The sequence below is a fragment of the Francisella hispaniensis FSC454 genome, from assembly GCF_001885235.1.
Taxonomy (GTDB): Bacteria; Pseudomonadota; Gammaproteobacteria; order Francisellales; family Francisellaceae; genus Francisella; species Francisella hispaniensis.
The window spans coordinates 1231433-1247182 of sequence record NZ_CP018093.1; the positions used below are offsets into that span (position 1 = coordinate 1231433).

The following is a 15750-nucleotide window of genomic DNA, read 5'->3' on the forward strand; positions in this document are numbered from 1 at the left end:
AATTTTTAAGCATATGCAATATTATACGCATCGATAAATGCTTAACCGAAGCCTGAATTATATCTGGAGAAACAGCTTTACCGATACTCTTTATACCTTCTTTTTTCTAAGCTCATCTCTACATAAACAACAGCATCAGCACCCTGTCCACGTATTTTCACTTTATAGTCAGTTAGCTTATAGCTAATATCACTAGGACATGCCCTACACAAAGCATTTAAAACAGCATCTACAGGTCCAACACCAGAGCTTGATGCAAAATATAACTGATCAGCAACTTTTACAGTAACCTCAGCAACAGATTTTTGATCTAACTCCACATTTACCTTAAATGATTTGACGTCTAAAACATCTTTACTAACAGCATCAGCCATCTCTGTTGCATCTTGGATAATATCTTGGATATCAGAAACATTAATTGATTTACCCTTAACCAAAAATCTCTCAATCAACTCTCTAACCTTTGCTACAAAACTCTCATCATAGTTAGCGCCAAAAAGCTTACCAAGAGTTTTTTTGACTTCATCAAGAGTAGGTAATTTATCAAATACCACCTCATTTTGTTCTATAAATAACATCGTCTTGTTATCAAAGAAATGACTGTTATATAATCTGTCAAAATCCGTTTCAGAAGGATATATAATTGGTGGTTGAATAGCTGATTTAAGTACAACACCCGGATCTTTTAAGCCTTCTCCAGATAATACACATACTACTGTACTACCTTTTTGAAGTTTTCCTTCCTCATACTTTTTGAGTAAATGTGCGATAGTTGAAGCTGATGCTAATTCAACAAACAACCCTTCTTTAGTTGATAATAAATATTGAGCTTCAAGCATTTTCATATCAGTTACAGCTGTAGATTCGCCTCCTGTGCTATATATAGCATCTATAGCTTTATCTCCATCTATTGGATACGGTACTGCAATTGCTGTTGCTATTGTATTTGCAGTTTTTAGTGGCTCAATTCTATTTTGATTTTTCTGGTATGCTCTAGCTAAGGTATCAGCCTCCGTAGACTGGACACCAGTAAGCTTAGGCAAAGAATTGATAAAACCTAACTCCTTATACTCACAAAAACCTTTATAATAAGCAGTCATATTAGTACCACAACCTATAGGCACTATTACCTCATCAGGTACTTGGAATAACAACTGATCAATTAGCTCAAATGCTGCTGTCTTTTGACCTTCCACTCTAAATGCATAATCTCCAGCCAAGAAAAAATCTTTTGATTTTGCAATATCATAGGCTAGTTTTGCTGCTTCATTATAACTACCCTTAACCTGAACTATTTTTCCACCATATGACATCACTTGAGCTAATTTTGAAGCAGCTACTCCCTCAGGCACAATAATAAAACAAGGCATCTTTGCAGCCGCTGCATAACAAGCGCATGAAGCAGCCATATTACCTGTAGATGCTAGCACAATACCCTTAGCTCCAAGCTCTTTTGCAACTGTTATATCAACTGCTGATCCTCTATCTTTAAATGAGCCAGTAGGATTTTTACCCTCAACCTTAAAATATAGATTAATACCTAACTCTTTACCAATAATTTTACTTTTGAGTAATGGAGTGGCTGATTCTCTTAAAGATACAAAGCTTGATGGATCTTTTATCGGCATAAATGGTATATACTTAGATAAGCATGGTGAAGCTTGAGTAAAATAATCTTTGTTGATTTTTTTACTTATTTCATTAATATTCATCTGAATTTCCCAGGGCTCATTTTCCCCAGCGAATACAAAACTATCTGTAGAAACTTCCTCTTTAGTGTAAAAGTTTAATATTTTATACATTCTCTAGAATTACCTCATATATTTGATAAAAGATTTTAAGTCTACTTTATACTAAATTATTTTAACTAAGAATTGAATATACTATGTGAGCTATTTTGATTAATTGATAATGAATTAGTATCAAATTAGGTATACTAGAGTATTATTGATACCAAGTATTAAGCTTTTCTTTAAACTTATCTAGTCCCATCTTAGTAAGTGATGAAAATAGTTGATATGATATTTTATCTGTAGAAACAAAGGTTTTTAGAAAACTTTCTATCATTCTATTTGCTTGAGCTCGTTCTTTGTTATTTAACTTATCAGCCTTTGTTAGTAATATATGTAAGTTCAAGCCAAAAGATATCGCCATCTCTATCATTAGAGAGTCAAATTCTTTTAACTCATGACGTGAATCTACTAAAAGTACTATACCATTTAAGCATTTACGAGATGTCAAATAGTTCTCCATCTCACTCTGCCACTGGCGCTTAATAGTTTCTGAAACCTTGGCATAACCATAACCAGGTAAATCTACCAACCTCTTATTATCACCTAAATCGAATAAGTTTATAAGCTGTGTTCTTCCAGGTGTTTTACTTACCCTAGCAAGACCTTTTTGATCTGTAAGAGTATTTAATGCACTAGATTTACCGGCATTTGAACGCCCTGCAAAAGCAACTTCTACTCCAGTATCCTCAGGAAGTTGTGAAACCTTTGCTGCTCCCATTATATATTTTGCTTTACTATAGTTCATAACTTATACTCTAACTTTATCTTTTTAAAAAGCTCTTGACATGCTGTATCTATCATCAAAAAAACTTTTTCAAAATTGTTTTCAAAATATGGATCTGGTACATCATTCAAACCAATATTAGATGCATATTCTAACATCCTTGAGACTTTTGAAAAATCAGCTTTTGGAAACATCTCTTTCATTGTATCAATATTTTCTTGATCCATTGCAACAATATAGTCATATTCTGCAAAATCAGATTCTTCTAACTGCTGTGAAACCTGGTCTGAAAGATCACAATCATATTTCTTAGCCATTTCTAATGTGCGTATGTCAGCACCATGTCCTTCATGCCCCCACATCCGTGAGCTTGTACCACATGATGCTATATAAATGTGACTCTCTAAGCCATGCTGTTTAACAATATCACGGAAAATACCATGTGCAGTAGGCGATCTACAAATATTGCCTTTACATACAAAAAGTACTTTTACTTTACTCATTTATTTAGCTTCCTTCATATCTTCAGCAAGTTTACTATTTGGTTCTAATTTAAAACCCTGGAAAAACTTACTATCAGGCTTAAGCATAAATACTACTTCATTTTTACCATTAAAACTTTCTTTGTAGGAGTTCATACTCTTTAGAAACTCATACAATGGTACTGATTTAGAATAAGCTTGGGTAAAAATCTTAGCTGCTTTGGCATCTGCCTCTGCCATTATAGTTTTAGATTCTTTTTCTGCTTCTGCGAGTGTAACTGTTACTTTAGCATCTGCTGCGGCTTTTATTTTCTCAGCTAACTGCTTACCCTCTGCTCGAATAGAAGCAGCTACTTTTTGGCGTGAAGATCTCATTCTTTGATAGATAGAGTCAGTAACTGTATCTGGTAAATCTATCTGCTTAACTCGGACATCGATAACATCTACACCAATTTGCTTAGCTTGCTGTTGGACACTCTTAGTTAAAGCAATCATTAACTTATCACGATTGTTATTAATCAAGCTTTGAATATCATTATTACCAACCTCTGCTCTTAAAGAAGACTCTAAGAATTGTTTTAATAATGTCTCAGCTCGATCAACACTACCGCTAGTACTTGTGTAGAATGTAGAAATATTGTTATTACTTATCTTCCAAATCACATAGGCGTTAATCAGTACATCTTTTTGCTCTTTAGTAACTACACGAGCAGAATCAGCTTCTAAAACTCGATTACGCATATCATATATTTTGACTGTATCTATGAATGGAATTTTAATATGTAAACCTGGTTCATACTCTACAGCTTTACCATTTTTATCCTTTACAAGCTCCCCAAGCCTTAGAATAACTGCTTCTGAGCCTTGTTTGACAATAAATTTTGTGCTTAATACTACTATAGCTAAGACTACTACAAGCACTAAGAATATTTTTAGGAATTTACTCATCTTAATTTCCTCCTTGCGTATTTGATAATAGTGCTTGTTTTTGTGTATCACTTAAACCATAGAAAATATTTTTAGCACCATCACCATCTATCAAGAATATCTTATTATGCTGTAGTACATTTGAGATAGTGTTAAAGTACATTTGATTCATTACGATATCTGGAGATTGTTTATAAATCGGTAATAATTGTTCAAATTGAGCAACTTCACCTTGGGCTTCTAGAACAATCTTTTGTTTATAAGCATTAGCTTGATCTAATATTCTTTGAGCATTACCTTGCGCTACTGGTACTACTCTATTTGCGTATGCTTCAGCCTCATTTTGCTCTCTCTCACGATCTTCACGCGCTTTAATCACATCATCAAAGGCACTTTTAACCGCATCTGGGGCTTGGGCTGGTTGCATTATCACTTCACTGACATAAATACCTGAATTATATTTTTCTAGTAATGCTTCCATTTCTTTTCTAACTTGCTGAGTGATTACAGTACGATTAGTAGTTAATATTTGCTCTAATTTATTTTCCCCAACTACTTGTCTAACTGCACTTTCTAGTGCTTGTTGTAATAATAAGGTAGGATTTGTATTAGCAAATAAGTATTTTTCCAAATCAGCAATACGATATTGAACTGTAAAAGAGATATGCACAATATTCTCCTCAGATGTCAGCATATCACGCTTTAGAGAAATAGTTTTCAACTCTTGGACATTTTCTTTATAAACCTTATCAATACCTAAAGGATGCCAATGTAGACCAGATTCTACTAGTTTAGAAAACTTACCTAGTCTAAGTACTACAGCTTGCTCAGCTGGTTGTATAACATAAAAACCAAAACCAACCCATGCAACTATAAGCAAAGCTACTATTATTGTAACTATTTTAGCAACTGGTGGTTTGTTAAATGTTGATTTACTTTTATTAGCATTTTTTGAATAAATGCTCTCATTATCATCATTATCAGTTTTGTTCTTCTTGCCAAAGAATCTTTTAATCATTTCTTCTAAATCCGGTGGTCCCTGCTCCGAATTCTTACTCCAAAACCATTTTTGTTTTAGTTTTTTAATCATAAACTATCATTCCTATAGACTTTATAAAGTATTTTTAACTCACGCATTAACTATTATATATAAAAAATTCTATATTTTTTGGACTATTAGTAAATAATTAACAAATGCATGGCAAAGCTGTATTGAATAAGTGTAGATATAACTCTAAAATCTAAAGTAAGACTATTTGTTAGGGAAGTAAGAAATGAAAAAAATAGCAATCAATGGTACAGGCGTATCTGGATTAACTTTAGCATGGTGGTTAAGAAAGTACGGTTTTGAGCCAACACTTTTTGAAAAAGCTTCTGAGCTTAAGAAATGGTGGCTATCTTGTTGATTTTTGGGGTCCCGCTTGTGAAATAATGAAAAAAATGGGGCTTTTTGATCAGCTAAAAGAGAAATCATACCAAATCAAAAATATTCACTGTTTTGATGAAAATGGTAGAAGATCATCAAAGGTTAATATCTCCTCTTTAATTACTGATAACTATGGTGAATTCCTAAGTGTCAAACGAGGAGATATAGCTGAGACTATATATAAAGCCTGTAAAGATATAGATATAAGATTTGCTACGTCTATAAATAAGGTAGAAGAAAAAGACAAAACAATAACTGTTCAACTTAGTGATGGTACATAAGAAGACTTTGACTTGGTCATAGGGGCTGATGGTTTACACTCACATATACGTAGTTTAATATTTGATAAATCAGAATATCAAGAGTATGAATTAGATAAGTATGTAGCTGTGCTTTCTCTTAAAAACTACAATCATTATGAGAAATATACTTATGCAATTAGCGTAGGTGATAAACAACAAGTTGCTAGAGTTTGCTTAGATGAAAATGAAACTCTTATAATGTTCATACTAGATTCATCATTGGTTAATAATTTTCCATCAACGCTAGCAGAAAAAAAACAATTATTAGTTAACCTGAGTTCGACTTAAGGGTCGAAATAAAATATACTTTTGCAAAAAATATTTTAGATATGGAAGTTGAAACTATTTTTTGTTTTATTAATGATTTTTGTAAAGAATTTGTACCATTTTATAAAAGTAAATTATTACTCAAAAGGAAGCGTAATAGAGAAAGTGTTATGTCTCTTAGTGAAGTTTTGACAATTTTGATAATGTTTCATCAAAGCCATTATAGAAATTTTAAAAGTTTTTATCTTTTTTATATTTGTAAATATATGAAGAAAGAGTTTCCTAAATTCGTTAGCTACAATAGATTTGTCGAGCTTCAAAAGTCTGCATTGCTACCACTATAGCTAACTATTAATAAAAGTAGTATACTATTTTTTATTTAAGCTATGGCCTATTCACATCACTTTATAAAGAAGGTATTAAAGTTAAAATCAGAGGGTATGAGTTTTCTAATCTTGGCTGATAAATTTAATATAAGTGTTAGAAGTATCCAACAATGGTTAAAAGGGAATCTTCCTAAAGGCACTAGAAATAAACCTAATACAAAACTTGATATGAATAAGCTAAAACAAGACGTTATAGATTATCCTGATAGTTATTTACAAGAAAGAGCTACTAGGTTGGTCGTAAGTGAGTTTTGTATAAGCTATAACCTTAAAAAGTTAAATATTACATATAAAAAAACTCTAATTCACCCCAAAGTAGACGAAGAGAGGCGAGAATTATTCAGGAATAAGATTCAATCTTATAAAGATCAAGGGTTACCTATATGTTATCTTGATGAATCTGGTCATGCCTTAGATATGCCCCGAACTCATGGTTACTCTACACAAGGGCAAAGATGTTATGGGGTATGCAACTGGGGAGCTAGAGGTCGAACCAATGTCATAGGTGCTTTGATTGGCAAGGTATTATTTGCTGTTGGACTATTTACAAGCAATATTGATACGACTGTGTTTACAACTTGGGTAAAACATTTCTTATTACCTATCTTAAAAACTACAACTGTTATAGTAATGGATAATGCTACATTCCATAAAAATATAGATATGTTAAAAATGATTCGTGATGCAGGGCATATTATAGAGTTTTTACCTCCATACTCACCAGATTTAAATCCAATAGAGAGTAAATGGTCTGAGAAAAAAGCATATATCAGAAAACATAATTGCTCCGTGGAACAGTGTTATGCATATTAGTTTTATACATAGTTATCTATATGTTACTTATCTCAACCGTTTAAAGGTGAGAAGACAGGTATATATTTTGTTGACTCCACACCAATTGAGGTGTGCCACATCAAAAGAGCAAACAGGAATAAGACATTTAAAAACTTAGCTTTAAAATCAAAATCTACAATGGGATATTTTTATGGTTTTAAGTTACATCTTATTATCAATGATAAGGGTGAAATAATGGCATTTAAGCTAACTAACCTCAGTTCGGAATTAAAAGTATTGTAAACTAAAGGTTCGAGAATATTTTTAGGTTAAAATAAGCGAAAACCGTTAAAAAACCACTAATAATGATAGATCAGCTTATCTTAACCTTTTGTCGTATAGACGACTTTTGTATTATTTATCATAAAAAATTACAAAGCAAGTCAATTAATTACAAAAAGAAAAAAGTAGGAAGCAAGCCAAATTTAACTTTAAGTGAAATAATGACTATTTTGATCATGTATCAAGCTGTTAGATATAAAGATTTTAAAACTTACTATGTTGAGTTTATAAAAATTTACTGGAAACATTACTTTCCTACAGCTCCATCTTATAACCGTTTTGTAGAATTAATAGATATAGCAATGTCACCGTTAATAGCATTTATATCAAGCAACCGTGGCAAATATACAGTATAGATGCTACTAAATTACCTGTTTGTCATAATTTAAGAGAGTCAAGACACAAGGTGTTTAAGGGTTTAGCAGCTAAAGGTAAGACTAGTACTAGATGGTTCTTTGGTTTCAAGCTTCATTTACTGACTAACCATATTGGTGAAATTGTTAATATCAATATTAGCCCAGGAAATAAAGATGATAGGAGTTTCTTGACTAAATTATGTCATGGACTTAAAGGATTAGTATTTGGTGATAGAGGTTATATTTCTAAAGATAAAGCTCAACTACTTGAGCAACAAGGCTTAAAGCTTATAACCACTTTAAAAAAGAATATGAAAAAAGTTCCTAGATCTAGATTTGAAAAAACTATGTTAGCTAAGAGATCCATCATTGAGACTATTTTTGATTATCTCAAAAATAATCTAACTTTGTGGCATACAAGACATAGATCTATAAACAATGCTTTTACTCATCTTATGGCTACTTTGGCTCAGTTTATTATTAATCCAATTAAAATCAATAATTATAAATATTTAGACATCAAATAATTATCGAACTGAGGTTAGTTAGTGCGTTTAAAGAGTTTAAGTGGGAGACTCCGGACATCTTAGCGAGGCTAACTGATGTTGATGAAATATATTTTGACAAAGTAAGCCAGATAAAAATGGATACTTGGTACAAAGGAAGAGTCGCTTTAGTTGGTGATTCAGCAGCTTGTCCTTCAGTATTAATCGGATTAGGTAGTATATTTGCAATTATTGAAGCTTATATCTTAGCAGGTGAATTACATAAGGCAAAAGGCGATTATCATATTGCTTTTGAGCAATGGCAAAATAGACTAAAAGATATCATAGCTAGAAAACAAAAAGTAGGTCTATCAAATCTATCTGTAGCTGCTTCTGATGAAATATTCAAAAAATACTTATCAACTATCACTGTCAAAATATCTTCGACTCCTGTTATTTCTAAATTTATCGGTGCTGGGATATTTAATGATCCAATTGAAGTTCCAGAGTATAAATAACCTTAAAAATTATTTAACGAAGAAATTTTCTAAATCTAAACCAAGCTCTCTTTTAAATCTCTCGAAATCATCTTGTGATATTTTTATTTGTAATAGATAATTACCCTGATCCGAAATCTCTTCTTTATCAATAACACCAAGCTCATACATCTTAGCTCTGACTTTTGAGTATTTAGGTGGTAAATCTAGAGTTTGATTAATCCATGTTTTATTAAAAAACGTAGCTAATGCCTGGTAAAACTCCGCTAAACCATCTCCATTTTGTGCAGATAAATATACTCTAGCAACTACGCTATTATCAGAATCCTCCAGCGGCACAAAACTTGGATTGATATTTTCTAACTTATCAATTTTGTTATAGACACAAATCGTTTCTTTGTCTGCTATACCAATTTCACTAAGTACTTTTTCAACCTGCTCAATGTAACTTTTATGATCCTCATCAGCATAATCTATAACATGTACCAAAAGATCAGATTCTATAGCTTCTTCTAAAGTAGCGTGAAAAGCTTCGACTAAGTTATGTGGTAAATTTTTGATAAATCCTACAGTATCTGAGAATATAACCTCACCGAGCTTAGGTACAATTACTTTGCGCAAAGTAGGATCTAAAGTTGCAAACAACTGATCTTTAGCTAAGACATCAGCATTTGTGATTTTATTAAATAAAGTTGATTTACCTGCATTTGTATATCCTACAAATGAAATAGTTGGAATGTTATTTTTCTTACGTGAAGATCTACTTAAATCACGATGATGCTTTACTTTCTCAAGTTTTTGCGTAATCTGCTTAATTCTCTGTCTAATTAAACGTCTATCTATCTCAAGCTGTGTTTCACCAGGTCCACCACGCACACCAATACCACCTTTTTGTCGTTCTAGGTGAGTCCAACCTCTGACTAAGCGCGTTGATTGATAGTTAAGCTGTGCAAGTTCAACCTGAAGTTTACCCTCATAAGTTTTAGCGCGTAATGAAAATATCTCTAGAATTAATCTAGTTCTATCCATAACTCTGCACTCAAGAAATTTTTCAATATTACGCTCTTGCGAAGGAGTTAAAGGATGGTTAAAAACAACTAAATCTGCCTCTAGTTCATCGCGTTTATTTTTAATCATTTCGATTTTACCCATGCCACAGAAATATTTGATATCTGGCTCAGGATGATTAAAGTCTAAACTTTGCAATACAACTTTTTCTGCTGCCATAACCAAGCCTTCTAACTCAGTCAAGTCAGCATTTAAGTCACGATGATACTTGAAATTTATATTTACAAGCAAGCACTTACTACCTGCTTGATACGATTGGAAAAATTCCATCAATTAATATTACTCCACAATGGAACTATTAAAGAAAAAAGAAAAGAAATATTACTCGTGAATATTATCTTCATTCTCTTGAATTTCAAGATCGTCAGAATGAATATCATCTACATTCTCATCTTGCTCATCATTAGAATTTTGGTGATATGGATTAAAAGAGCTATAAACCATTCTTACACTTTTAGCTGGAACTATAGTAGATATAGCATGCTTATAAACCATCTGATTGACAGTATTTCTAAGCACGATACAGAATTGATCAAAAGCTTCTACTTGACCTTGTAATTTAATCCCGTTTACTAGATATACAGATACGCTAACTTTTTCTTTTCTTAAAGCATTTAAGAACGGATCTTGTAAAGATGATATTCTTGACATTGTCTCACTTCCTTTTAATTATTTTGTTATAGTTATTATTTTATCAAGTTTAACAATTAAACTTCGCGTATATTCTAACAATATTTAGAGTTATCAGCAAATTTTATTTATGACCAAAATATATTTAAAATATCTAACTCTTTAGTTTTACTCTCCATAGCAACTATATTTATAGGGCTCTGCCAATTACGTATCCAAGTTAGCTGTCGTTTTGCAAGCTGGCGTGTAGCTACAATCCCTTTTTCAACAAATTCATCATAACTAATATCACCATCAAGATACTCCCAAGCTTGGCGATAACCAACACTTCTAATAGCTGTAGTTTCTTTAGTAAGATTAGGATTTTTACGTAAATTTTGGACCTCATCTAAAAATCCTTGATCAAGCATCTGTTTAAATCTGACTTCAATATTTTTATGTAGAATTGATCTATCATTTGGTACCAAAGCACATAATTTCAATTCTTCCTCTAATCCACCAATTTTAGATGTTTTAACAAGCTCAGAGTATTTTTTACCAGTTATCATAATTACTTCTAAAGCACGAAAGATTCTTTGCTGATCATTAGGATTAATTTTCTGAGCAGATTCTTGATCCATTTCATTTAACTGTTGATAAAGATATCGTAGTCCTTTTGCCTTTCTCTCTAATTCAAGAGATTGCCTTATCTCAGTTTGTGACTCAGGTAAAGATGATAGCCCTTCAATCAAACCCTTAAAATAGAGCATTGTGCCACCAACAAGCAAGACCTCTCTTCTTCTAGCCCAAATCTCTTTTTTGAGTCTATTAACACTTGCTATAAAATCAGCAACAGAGAAATTCTCAGTTGGCTCGATAATATCTATAAGATGATGCTTAATACCATCTTGCTCTTGTAAAGTTGGCTTAGCTGTACCAATATTCATACCCTTATAAACAAGAGATGAATCAACACTAACAATCTCAGCATTAATTTTCTTAGCTAATGATATTGACAGTGAAGTTTTACCAGAAGCTGTTGGTCCAGCCAAACCATAGATTAATTTACTCATTTAGATATTTTTATAATTAATTTGAATTGGAATTTGTTGCTTAATTACCTGTAAATAAAAGTTTAGTTCTTCTTGTTTATATGCATCAATAACTTGACTAGGTACTCGAGTAGTTTTATCTGTGAATGGCTCAACTTTAGTTACTTTATAGATATAAATATCACCATTAGCAGCCTTATAATCATGATATTGATTATTGCTATTAAACATTACATAATTATTAAAATCTTTGTCAAAAGCTTGTGAATCAATATTTATTGTGGCTTGTTTAAAGCTCTTATCTATTTTTTTACCACTAGTTAAATCATTTAAAAGGTTTTGAGCCTGCTGTAATGCAAGTTGTTGAGACTTTTGCTCAATATACGCCTTTGAAATTGTATCTTTAATATCAGCTAGTTTTTGCTGAGTTGCTTTGGTTGAATTATCTACTTGATAAACCAAAAGCTGATTATCAGCTATAGTAATACTTGAGTACTTATCTGAGTTTGTAAAAAATTGGCTATTGGCAACATTACTAATTGTCATATCATTATTATCAACAATTGTAGCTGTTTTAGCTTTGCCAAGTTGTTTCTCTAATTTAGCATATTTAATACTATCAACATTTTGTGTGTACTCATTAAATTGCTCTAAGGCATGCCTATTTTGAATTATCTTTTGAATAGTAGATTTCGTATTATCATCAAAATCTTTGAAGAGTTCTTTATGTGCTTCGTAATATGATTTTATTTCATCTTCACCAATTTTATTTTTAGGCACAAAATTATCTTTTGTAATTATAAAGTAACTAATTGTCTTTTGTGCTGGTGTTATGTACTCATTTTTATGAACATCATAATAGCTTTGTAAATCTTGTTGGCTTGGTTTAATTTGTGATTTAAAATCAGCTGGAGAAACCTTGAAATAGTCTATATATTTATTGACAGAGTATATACTTGCAAGTGATTTAGTATCATAATCTGTAACAAGAGATGTATCTACTATAGTTTTAGGAATTATTGTAGCTTGAATATTTTGAGTTAACATCTGTTCTAATCTATCCATACCACCTAAATAAGCCACGACCTGTTTTAACTTATCAGCAGAAAACTTACCATCTTTATCAAAAAACATTGGATTAGTAAATATTGCTGATTGAAGAGCTAGCTTTGATACTACAATATTATGGCGTTGTGCATCAGCCAATATTAAATACTGATCTATCATTTGAGACAAAATAGCTCTCTTTTGTATATCTGTAGTAGCACTTTGGGCATATTGTTGGAATTGTTGTGAGCTTATTTCATTATCACCAACTTTAGCAACATATGCTCGACTACTACCAATATTTGTAAAAAAGAATGTCATTCCAGAAATTACAAAAATAAAGCTTATCGAGATAACCACAATCCATGTAAAAGGACCTTTGAGTCTATCATTAAAAGACTGTAACATTTTTATCGACCTTAATTAATGATTAATTTAATTAACTTGTAAATATTATAGATAAAAAAAAGGCATACCGTTAAGCATGCCTTTAAAAAAATTACTTTTTTGTAACTTTTTATTATTTTACAGCGTCTTTAAGACCTTTACCAGCTTTAAAGCTAGGAACTTTAGAAGCAGGAATCTTAATAGTTTCACCAGTTTTTGGGTTTCTACCCTCTCTAGGACTTCTTTCTTTTACCTGAAAAGTACCAAAACCTACTAGAGTTACGCTATCACCACTTTTTAAAGCTTTAGTTACTGCAGCAATAGTAGCATCTAGAGTATTGCTAGCAACTTCTTTAGTAACATCTGCTTCTTTAGCTATAGCACTTACTAATTCACTCTTGTTCATGTTTTTAAACTCCTTTATTTTTATACAATTGACAAGTGTCAATTTACTTTATAACACTAAAAATGCAGTGTTTCAACAGTTAAATATCAAAAAACTCTCTCTAAAACCTCTTTTATACTACTTACCGGGGTTATTTCGAGTTTTTCTAGGATTTCTTTATCAACATCAGCTAGATTCTTAACGTTCTGTTTTGGGATCAAAACCTCCTTAATCCCGCCTCTTAATGCTGCTAAAAGCTTCTCTTTTAAACCACCTATAGCTAGCACTTCACCACGGAGTGTTACCTCACCTGTCATTGCCACATCATTTCTAACTGGTTTGTTTGTATATACAGAAACTAAAGCCGTTGTCATCGCAATACCAGCACTTGGACCATCTTTTGGTGTTGCTCCTTCAGGAACGTGTATATGTACATCTTTCTTCTCATAGAAATCATCTTCTAGCTTATAGATTTTTGACATTGAGCGTACTACACTAAAAGCAGCATCTATAGACTCTTTCATTACATCACCAAGACTACCAGTATATTTGACTTTACCTTTTCCTGGCATTGCCAGAGCTTCTATAGTCAAAAGCTCTCCACCAACTGATGTCCAAGCTAAACCTGTAACTTGACCTACTTTTGCTTTAGCATTTTTAACACCATAATCATACTGATGTACACCAAGATAATTTTCGAGATTTTTTTGTGTAATAGAAATTTTACCAGTATTTGAATCCTTTAAGATATTTTTAACCGCTTTACGACAAACACCATCTATTTTTTGCTGTAAATTTCTTACTCCAGCTTCTCTCGTATAATACCTGATAATATCAAGTATAGCTTTTGGTGTGAAATTAATTTCATCCTTAGCCAAACCATTATTTTCTAGTGCTTTAGGTACTAAATACTGTTTTGCAATAGCTTGCTTCTCTATTTCGGTATAGCCAGATAAGTTGATAATCTCTAATCTATCACGTAATGCTGGATCTATATCAAGTGAGTTTGCTGTTGCAACAAACATTACCTTTGATAAATCATAATCTATCTCAAGATAATGATCATTAAATGTACTGTTTTGCTCAGGGTCAAGTACCTCTAACAACGCTGCAGATGGATCACCTCTAAAATCAGATGAAATTTTATCAATTTCATCTAATAAGAAAAGCGGATTCTCTGTTTTTGATTTAATTATCTTCTGGATAATTTGACCTGGCATAGAGCCTATGTACGTACGACGATGTCCTCTAATCTCTGACTCATCACGTACCCCACCTAAAGCCATACGCACATACTCACGCCCTGTTGCTCTTGCAATTGATTGTCCTATAGATGTCTTACCTACTCCTGGAGGTCCCACTAAGCATAAAATTGGCGCTTTGGTATTGCTATCTCTTTTAATCTGAACAGCTAGATGCTCAAGAATTCTTTCTTTAACTTTTTTGATACCATAATGATCTTTTTCTAAAACTTTCTCAGCAAGATTAATATCTCTTTTAACTTTTGCTCTTTTACCCCAAGGTAAAGAAAGTATAGTTTCAATGTAGTTTCTCGAAACAGCTGACTCTGAAGAAGAAGGTGGCATTGCTTTAAGCTTCTTAAGCTCTTTTAAGCATTTCTCTTTTGCCTCTTTAGACATCTTAGTATGCTCAATTCTTTTTTTCAAAGCAGTCACTTCTGATTCTTCATCAGCCTCACCAAGCTCTTTATATATAGCTTTGACTTGCTCATTTAGATAGTATTCACGCTGATTTTTATCAACTTGTGTTTTGACTCTATCTTTGATCTTAGCTTCTAGCTCTAGTATTTCTAGCTCTTCATAAAGATATGAAAGCAATAGTAAAGCCTTATTTTTTATATCGGTTGCTTCAAGGATTTTCTGTTTTTTAGCTATATCTGTATTAAGAATAGTAGCTATTTCATAAATAAATTTATGTGGCTCTTCTGTATTTATTAGTGTAGCTAAAGACTCTTTTGAAACTCTACCGCTGATATCAACAAACCTTTTAAGTGAATCAGAAACTGATAGTAAAATAGCTTTTAGCTCTTTATCGACATGGCTAGGATCATAGTTATCATCAATATGTAAACTATCTAAATTTGCATAGATACAACCATCAATATCTTCATACTTAGCTACTAGTCTTTTAGCAATACCCTCAACTATTATTTTCAGACTACCATCAGGAAGTTTCATTATCTGAACAACTTTAGCAAGAGTTGCAATATCGTATATATTGTCTACAACATCACCACGGCTAGAACCATTTTTTTGTGTAGCTAGCAGAATATAGTTATTATAATTATTTGATGCCTGTTTAACTGCCTCTATTGACTTTTTACGCCCAACATTTAGTGGAAGAGTCATCGATGGATAAATAACAACATCTCTTAAAGGAATAACAGGAACGACATTTAGCGCTTCTGACATAAACTTACA

The 15750-nt window shown here is 32.1% G+C and carries 12 protein-coding genes and 6 pseudogenes; 6 read left to right on the forward strand and 12 right to left on the reverse strand.

Annotation, left to right across the window (positions count from 1 at the left end; all coding sequences use genetic code 11):
- Positions 1 to 5: 5 nt before the first annotated feature.
- From FSC454_RS10175 to hflK, 6 genes and pseudogenes are all read right to left on the reverse strand, one after another.
- Positions 6 to 94 (reverse strand): annotated as a pseudogene (locus FSC454_RS10175) (alpha-isopropylmalate synthase regulatory domain-containing protein).
- Positions 78 to 1802, reverse strand: a complete 1725-nt coding sequence (thrC, locus tag FSC454_RS06025) for a threonine synthase (RefSeq protein ID WP_244148255.1) — start codon at positions 1800 to 1802, stop codon at positions 78 to 80. The pseudogene FSC454_RS10175 and the gene thrC overlap by 17 nt, the downstream one beginning before the upstream one ends.
- Positions 1803 to 1944: 142 nt before the next feature.
- Positions 1945 to 2538, reverse strand: a complete 594-nt coding sequence (yihA, locus tag FSC454_RS06030) for a ribosome biogenesis GTP-binding protein YihA/YsxC (protein ID WP_066045427.1) — start codon at positions 2536 to 2538, stop codon at positions 1945 to 1947.
- The gene (locus FSC454_RS06035; protein ID WP_066045425.1) at positions 2535 to 3020 is read right to left on the reverse strand and encodes a low molecular weight protein-tyrosine-phosphatase; all 486 of its coding nucleotides are present in this window, start codon (positions 3018 to 3020) and stop codon (positions 2535 to 2537) included. Before FSC454_RS06035 ends, yihA begins: the two co-directional genes overlap by 4 nt.
- Positions 3021 to 3947 (reverse strand): protease modulator HflC, encoded by a 927-nt coding sequence (hflC, locus tag FSC454_RS06040; RefSeq protein ID WP_066045423.1) that lies wholly within the window; start codon positions 3945 to 3947, stop codon positions 3021 to 3023.
- Between the two features lies 1 nt (position 3948).
- Positions 3949 to 5016 carry an FtsH protease activity modulator HflK gene (gene hflK / locus FSC454_RS06045; protein WP_066045421.1) on the reverse strand — a complete coding sequence of 356 codons (1068 nt, stop codon included), beginning with the start codon at positions 5014 to 5016 and terminating at the stop codon, positions 3949 to 3951.
- A gap of 184 nt (positions 5017 to 5200) precedes the next feature.
- Between hflK and FSC454_RS06050 the strand changes: the two are divergent.
- The 6 genes and pseudogenes from FSC454_RS06050 to FSC454_RS06075 all read left to right on the forward strand — a co-directional run.
- Positions 5201 to 5927 (forward strand): annotated as a pseudogene (locus tag FSC454_RS06050) (FAD-dependent monooxygenase); the annotation flags it as partial.
- 56 nt (positions 5928 to 5983) lie between these two features.
- Positions 5984 to 6265: a hypothetical protein gene (locus FSC454_RS10240; RefSeq protein ID WP_197456252.1), complete on the forward strand. Its 282-nt coding sequence runs from the start codon at positions 5984 to 5986 to the stop codon at positions 6263 to 6265.
- 42 nt (positions 6266 to 6307) lie between these two features.
- Positions 6308 to 7120: an IS630 family transposase gene (locus FSC454_RS06060; RefSeq protein ID WP_071794746.1), complete on the forward strand. Its 813-nt coding sequence runs from the start codon at positions 6308 to 6310 to the stop codon at positions 7118 to 7120.
- Positions 7121 to 7162: 42 nt separating this feature from the next.
- Positions 7163 to 7354 (forward strand): annotated as a pseudogene (locus tag FSC454_RS06065) (transposase); the annotation flags it as partial.
- A gap of 92 nt (positions 7355 to 7446) precedes the next feature.
- Positions 7447 to 8306, forward strand: a pseudogene (locus tag FSC454_RS06070) (IS982 family transposase).
- Between the two features lie 14 nt (positions 8307 to 8320).
- Positions 8321 to 8782: pseudogene (locus FSC454_RS06075) on the forward strand (Rossmann-fold NAD(P)-binding domain-containing protein); the annotation flags it as partial.
- 9 nt (positions 8783 to 8791) lie between these two features.
- On the opposite strand, the gene hflX reads toward FSC454_RS06075, so the two are convergent.
- The 6 genes and pseudogenes from hflX to lon form a co-directional block, all read right to left on the reverse strand.
- On the reverse strand, positions 8792 to 10099 hold the full coding sequence (gene hflX / locus FSC454_RS06080) for a ribosome rescue GTPase HflX (RefSeq protein WP_014548135.1): 1308 nt from the start codon (positions 10097 to 10099) through the stop codon (positions 8792 to 8794).
- A gap of 51 nt (positions 10100 to 10150) precedes the next feature.
- Positions 10151 to 10480, reverse strand: a complete 330-nt coding sequence (gene hfq, locus FSC454_RS06085) for an RNA chaperone Hfq (RefSeq protein WP_014548134.1) — start codon at positions 10478 to 10480, stop codon at positions 10151 to 10153.
- A gap of 103 nt (positions 10481 to 10583) precedes the next feature.
- Positions 10584 to 11511, reverse strand: a pseudogene (gene miaA / locus FSC454_RS06090) (tRNA (adenosine(37)-N6)-dimethylallyltransferase MiaA).
- The gene (locus tag FSC454_RS06095; protein ID WP_066047420.1) at positions 11512 to 12945 is read right to left on the reverse strand and encodes a peptidylprolyl isomerase; all 1434 of its coding nucleotides are present in this window, start codon (positions 12943 to 12945) and stop codon (positions 11512 to 11514) included.
- 112 nt (positions 12946 to 13057) lie between these two features.
- Positions 13058 to 13330 (reverse strand): HU family DNA-binding protein, encoded by a 273-nt coding sequence (locus FSC454_RS06100; RefSeq protein ID WP_014548131.1) that lies wholly within the window; start codon positions 13328 to 13330, stop codon positions 13058 to 13060.
- An 86-nt stretch (positions 13331 to 13416) separates the two neighbouring features.
- Entirely contained in the window at positions 13417 to 15741 is a 2325-nt protein-coding gene (lon, locus tag FSC454_RS06105; RefSeq protein ID WP_066047417.1) for an endopeptidase La, read from the reverse strand.
- Positions 15742 to 15750: the final 9 nt, after the last annotated feature.

Bases quoted from the DNA above. Each gene is read 5' to 3' on its own strand.
- hflK (WP_066045421.1), bottom strand. From the start codon at position 5,016: ATGATTAAAAAACTAAAACAAAAATGGTTTTGGAGTAAGAATTCGGAG.
- lon (WP_066047417.1), bottom strand. From the start codon at position 15,741: ATGTCAGAAGCGCTAAATGTCGTTCCTGTTATTCCTTTAAGAGATGTT.
- hflX (WP_014548135.1), bottom strand. From the start codon at position 10,099: ATGGAATTTTTCCAATCGTATCAAGCAGGTAGTAAGTGCTTGCTTGTA.
- FSC454_RS06060 (WP_071794746.1), top strand. From the start codon at position 6,308: ATGGCCTATTCACATCACTTTATAAAGAAGGTATTAAAGTTAAAATCA.
- hfq (WP_014548134.1), bottom strand. From the start codon at position 10,480: ATGTCAAGAATATCATCTTTACAAGATCCGTTCTTAAATGCTTTAAGA.
- FSC454_RS10240 (WP_197456252.1), top strand. From the start codon at position 5,984: ATGGAAGTTGAAACTATTTTTTGTTTTATTAATGATTTTTGTAAAGAA.
- FSC454_RS06035 (WP_066045425.1), bottom strand. From the start codon at position 3,020: ATGAGTAAAGTAAAAGTACTTTTTGTATGTAAAGGCAATATTTGTAGA.
- FSC454_RS06100 (WP_014548131.1), bottom strand. From the start codon at position 13,330: ATGAACAAGAGTGAATTAGTAAGTGCTATAGCTAAAGAAGCAGATGTT.
- thrC (WP_244148255.1), bottom strand. From the start codon at position 1,802: ATGTATAAAATATTAAACTTTTACACTAAAGAGGAAGTTTCTACAGAT.
- hflC (WP_066045423.1), bottom strand. From the start codon at position 3,947: ATGAGTAAATTCCTAAAAATATTCTTAGTGCTTGTAGTAGTCTTAGCT.
- FSC454_RS06095 (WP_066047420.1), bottom strand. From the start codon at position 12,945: ATGTTACAGTCTTTTAATGATAGACTCAAAGGTCCTTTTACATGGATT.
- yihA (WP_066045427.1), bottom strand. From the start codon at position 2,538: ATGAACTATAGTAAAGCAAAATATATAATGGGAGCAGCAAAGGTTTCA.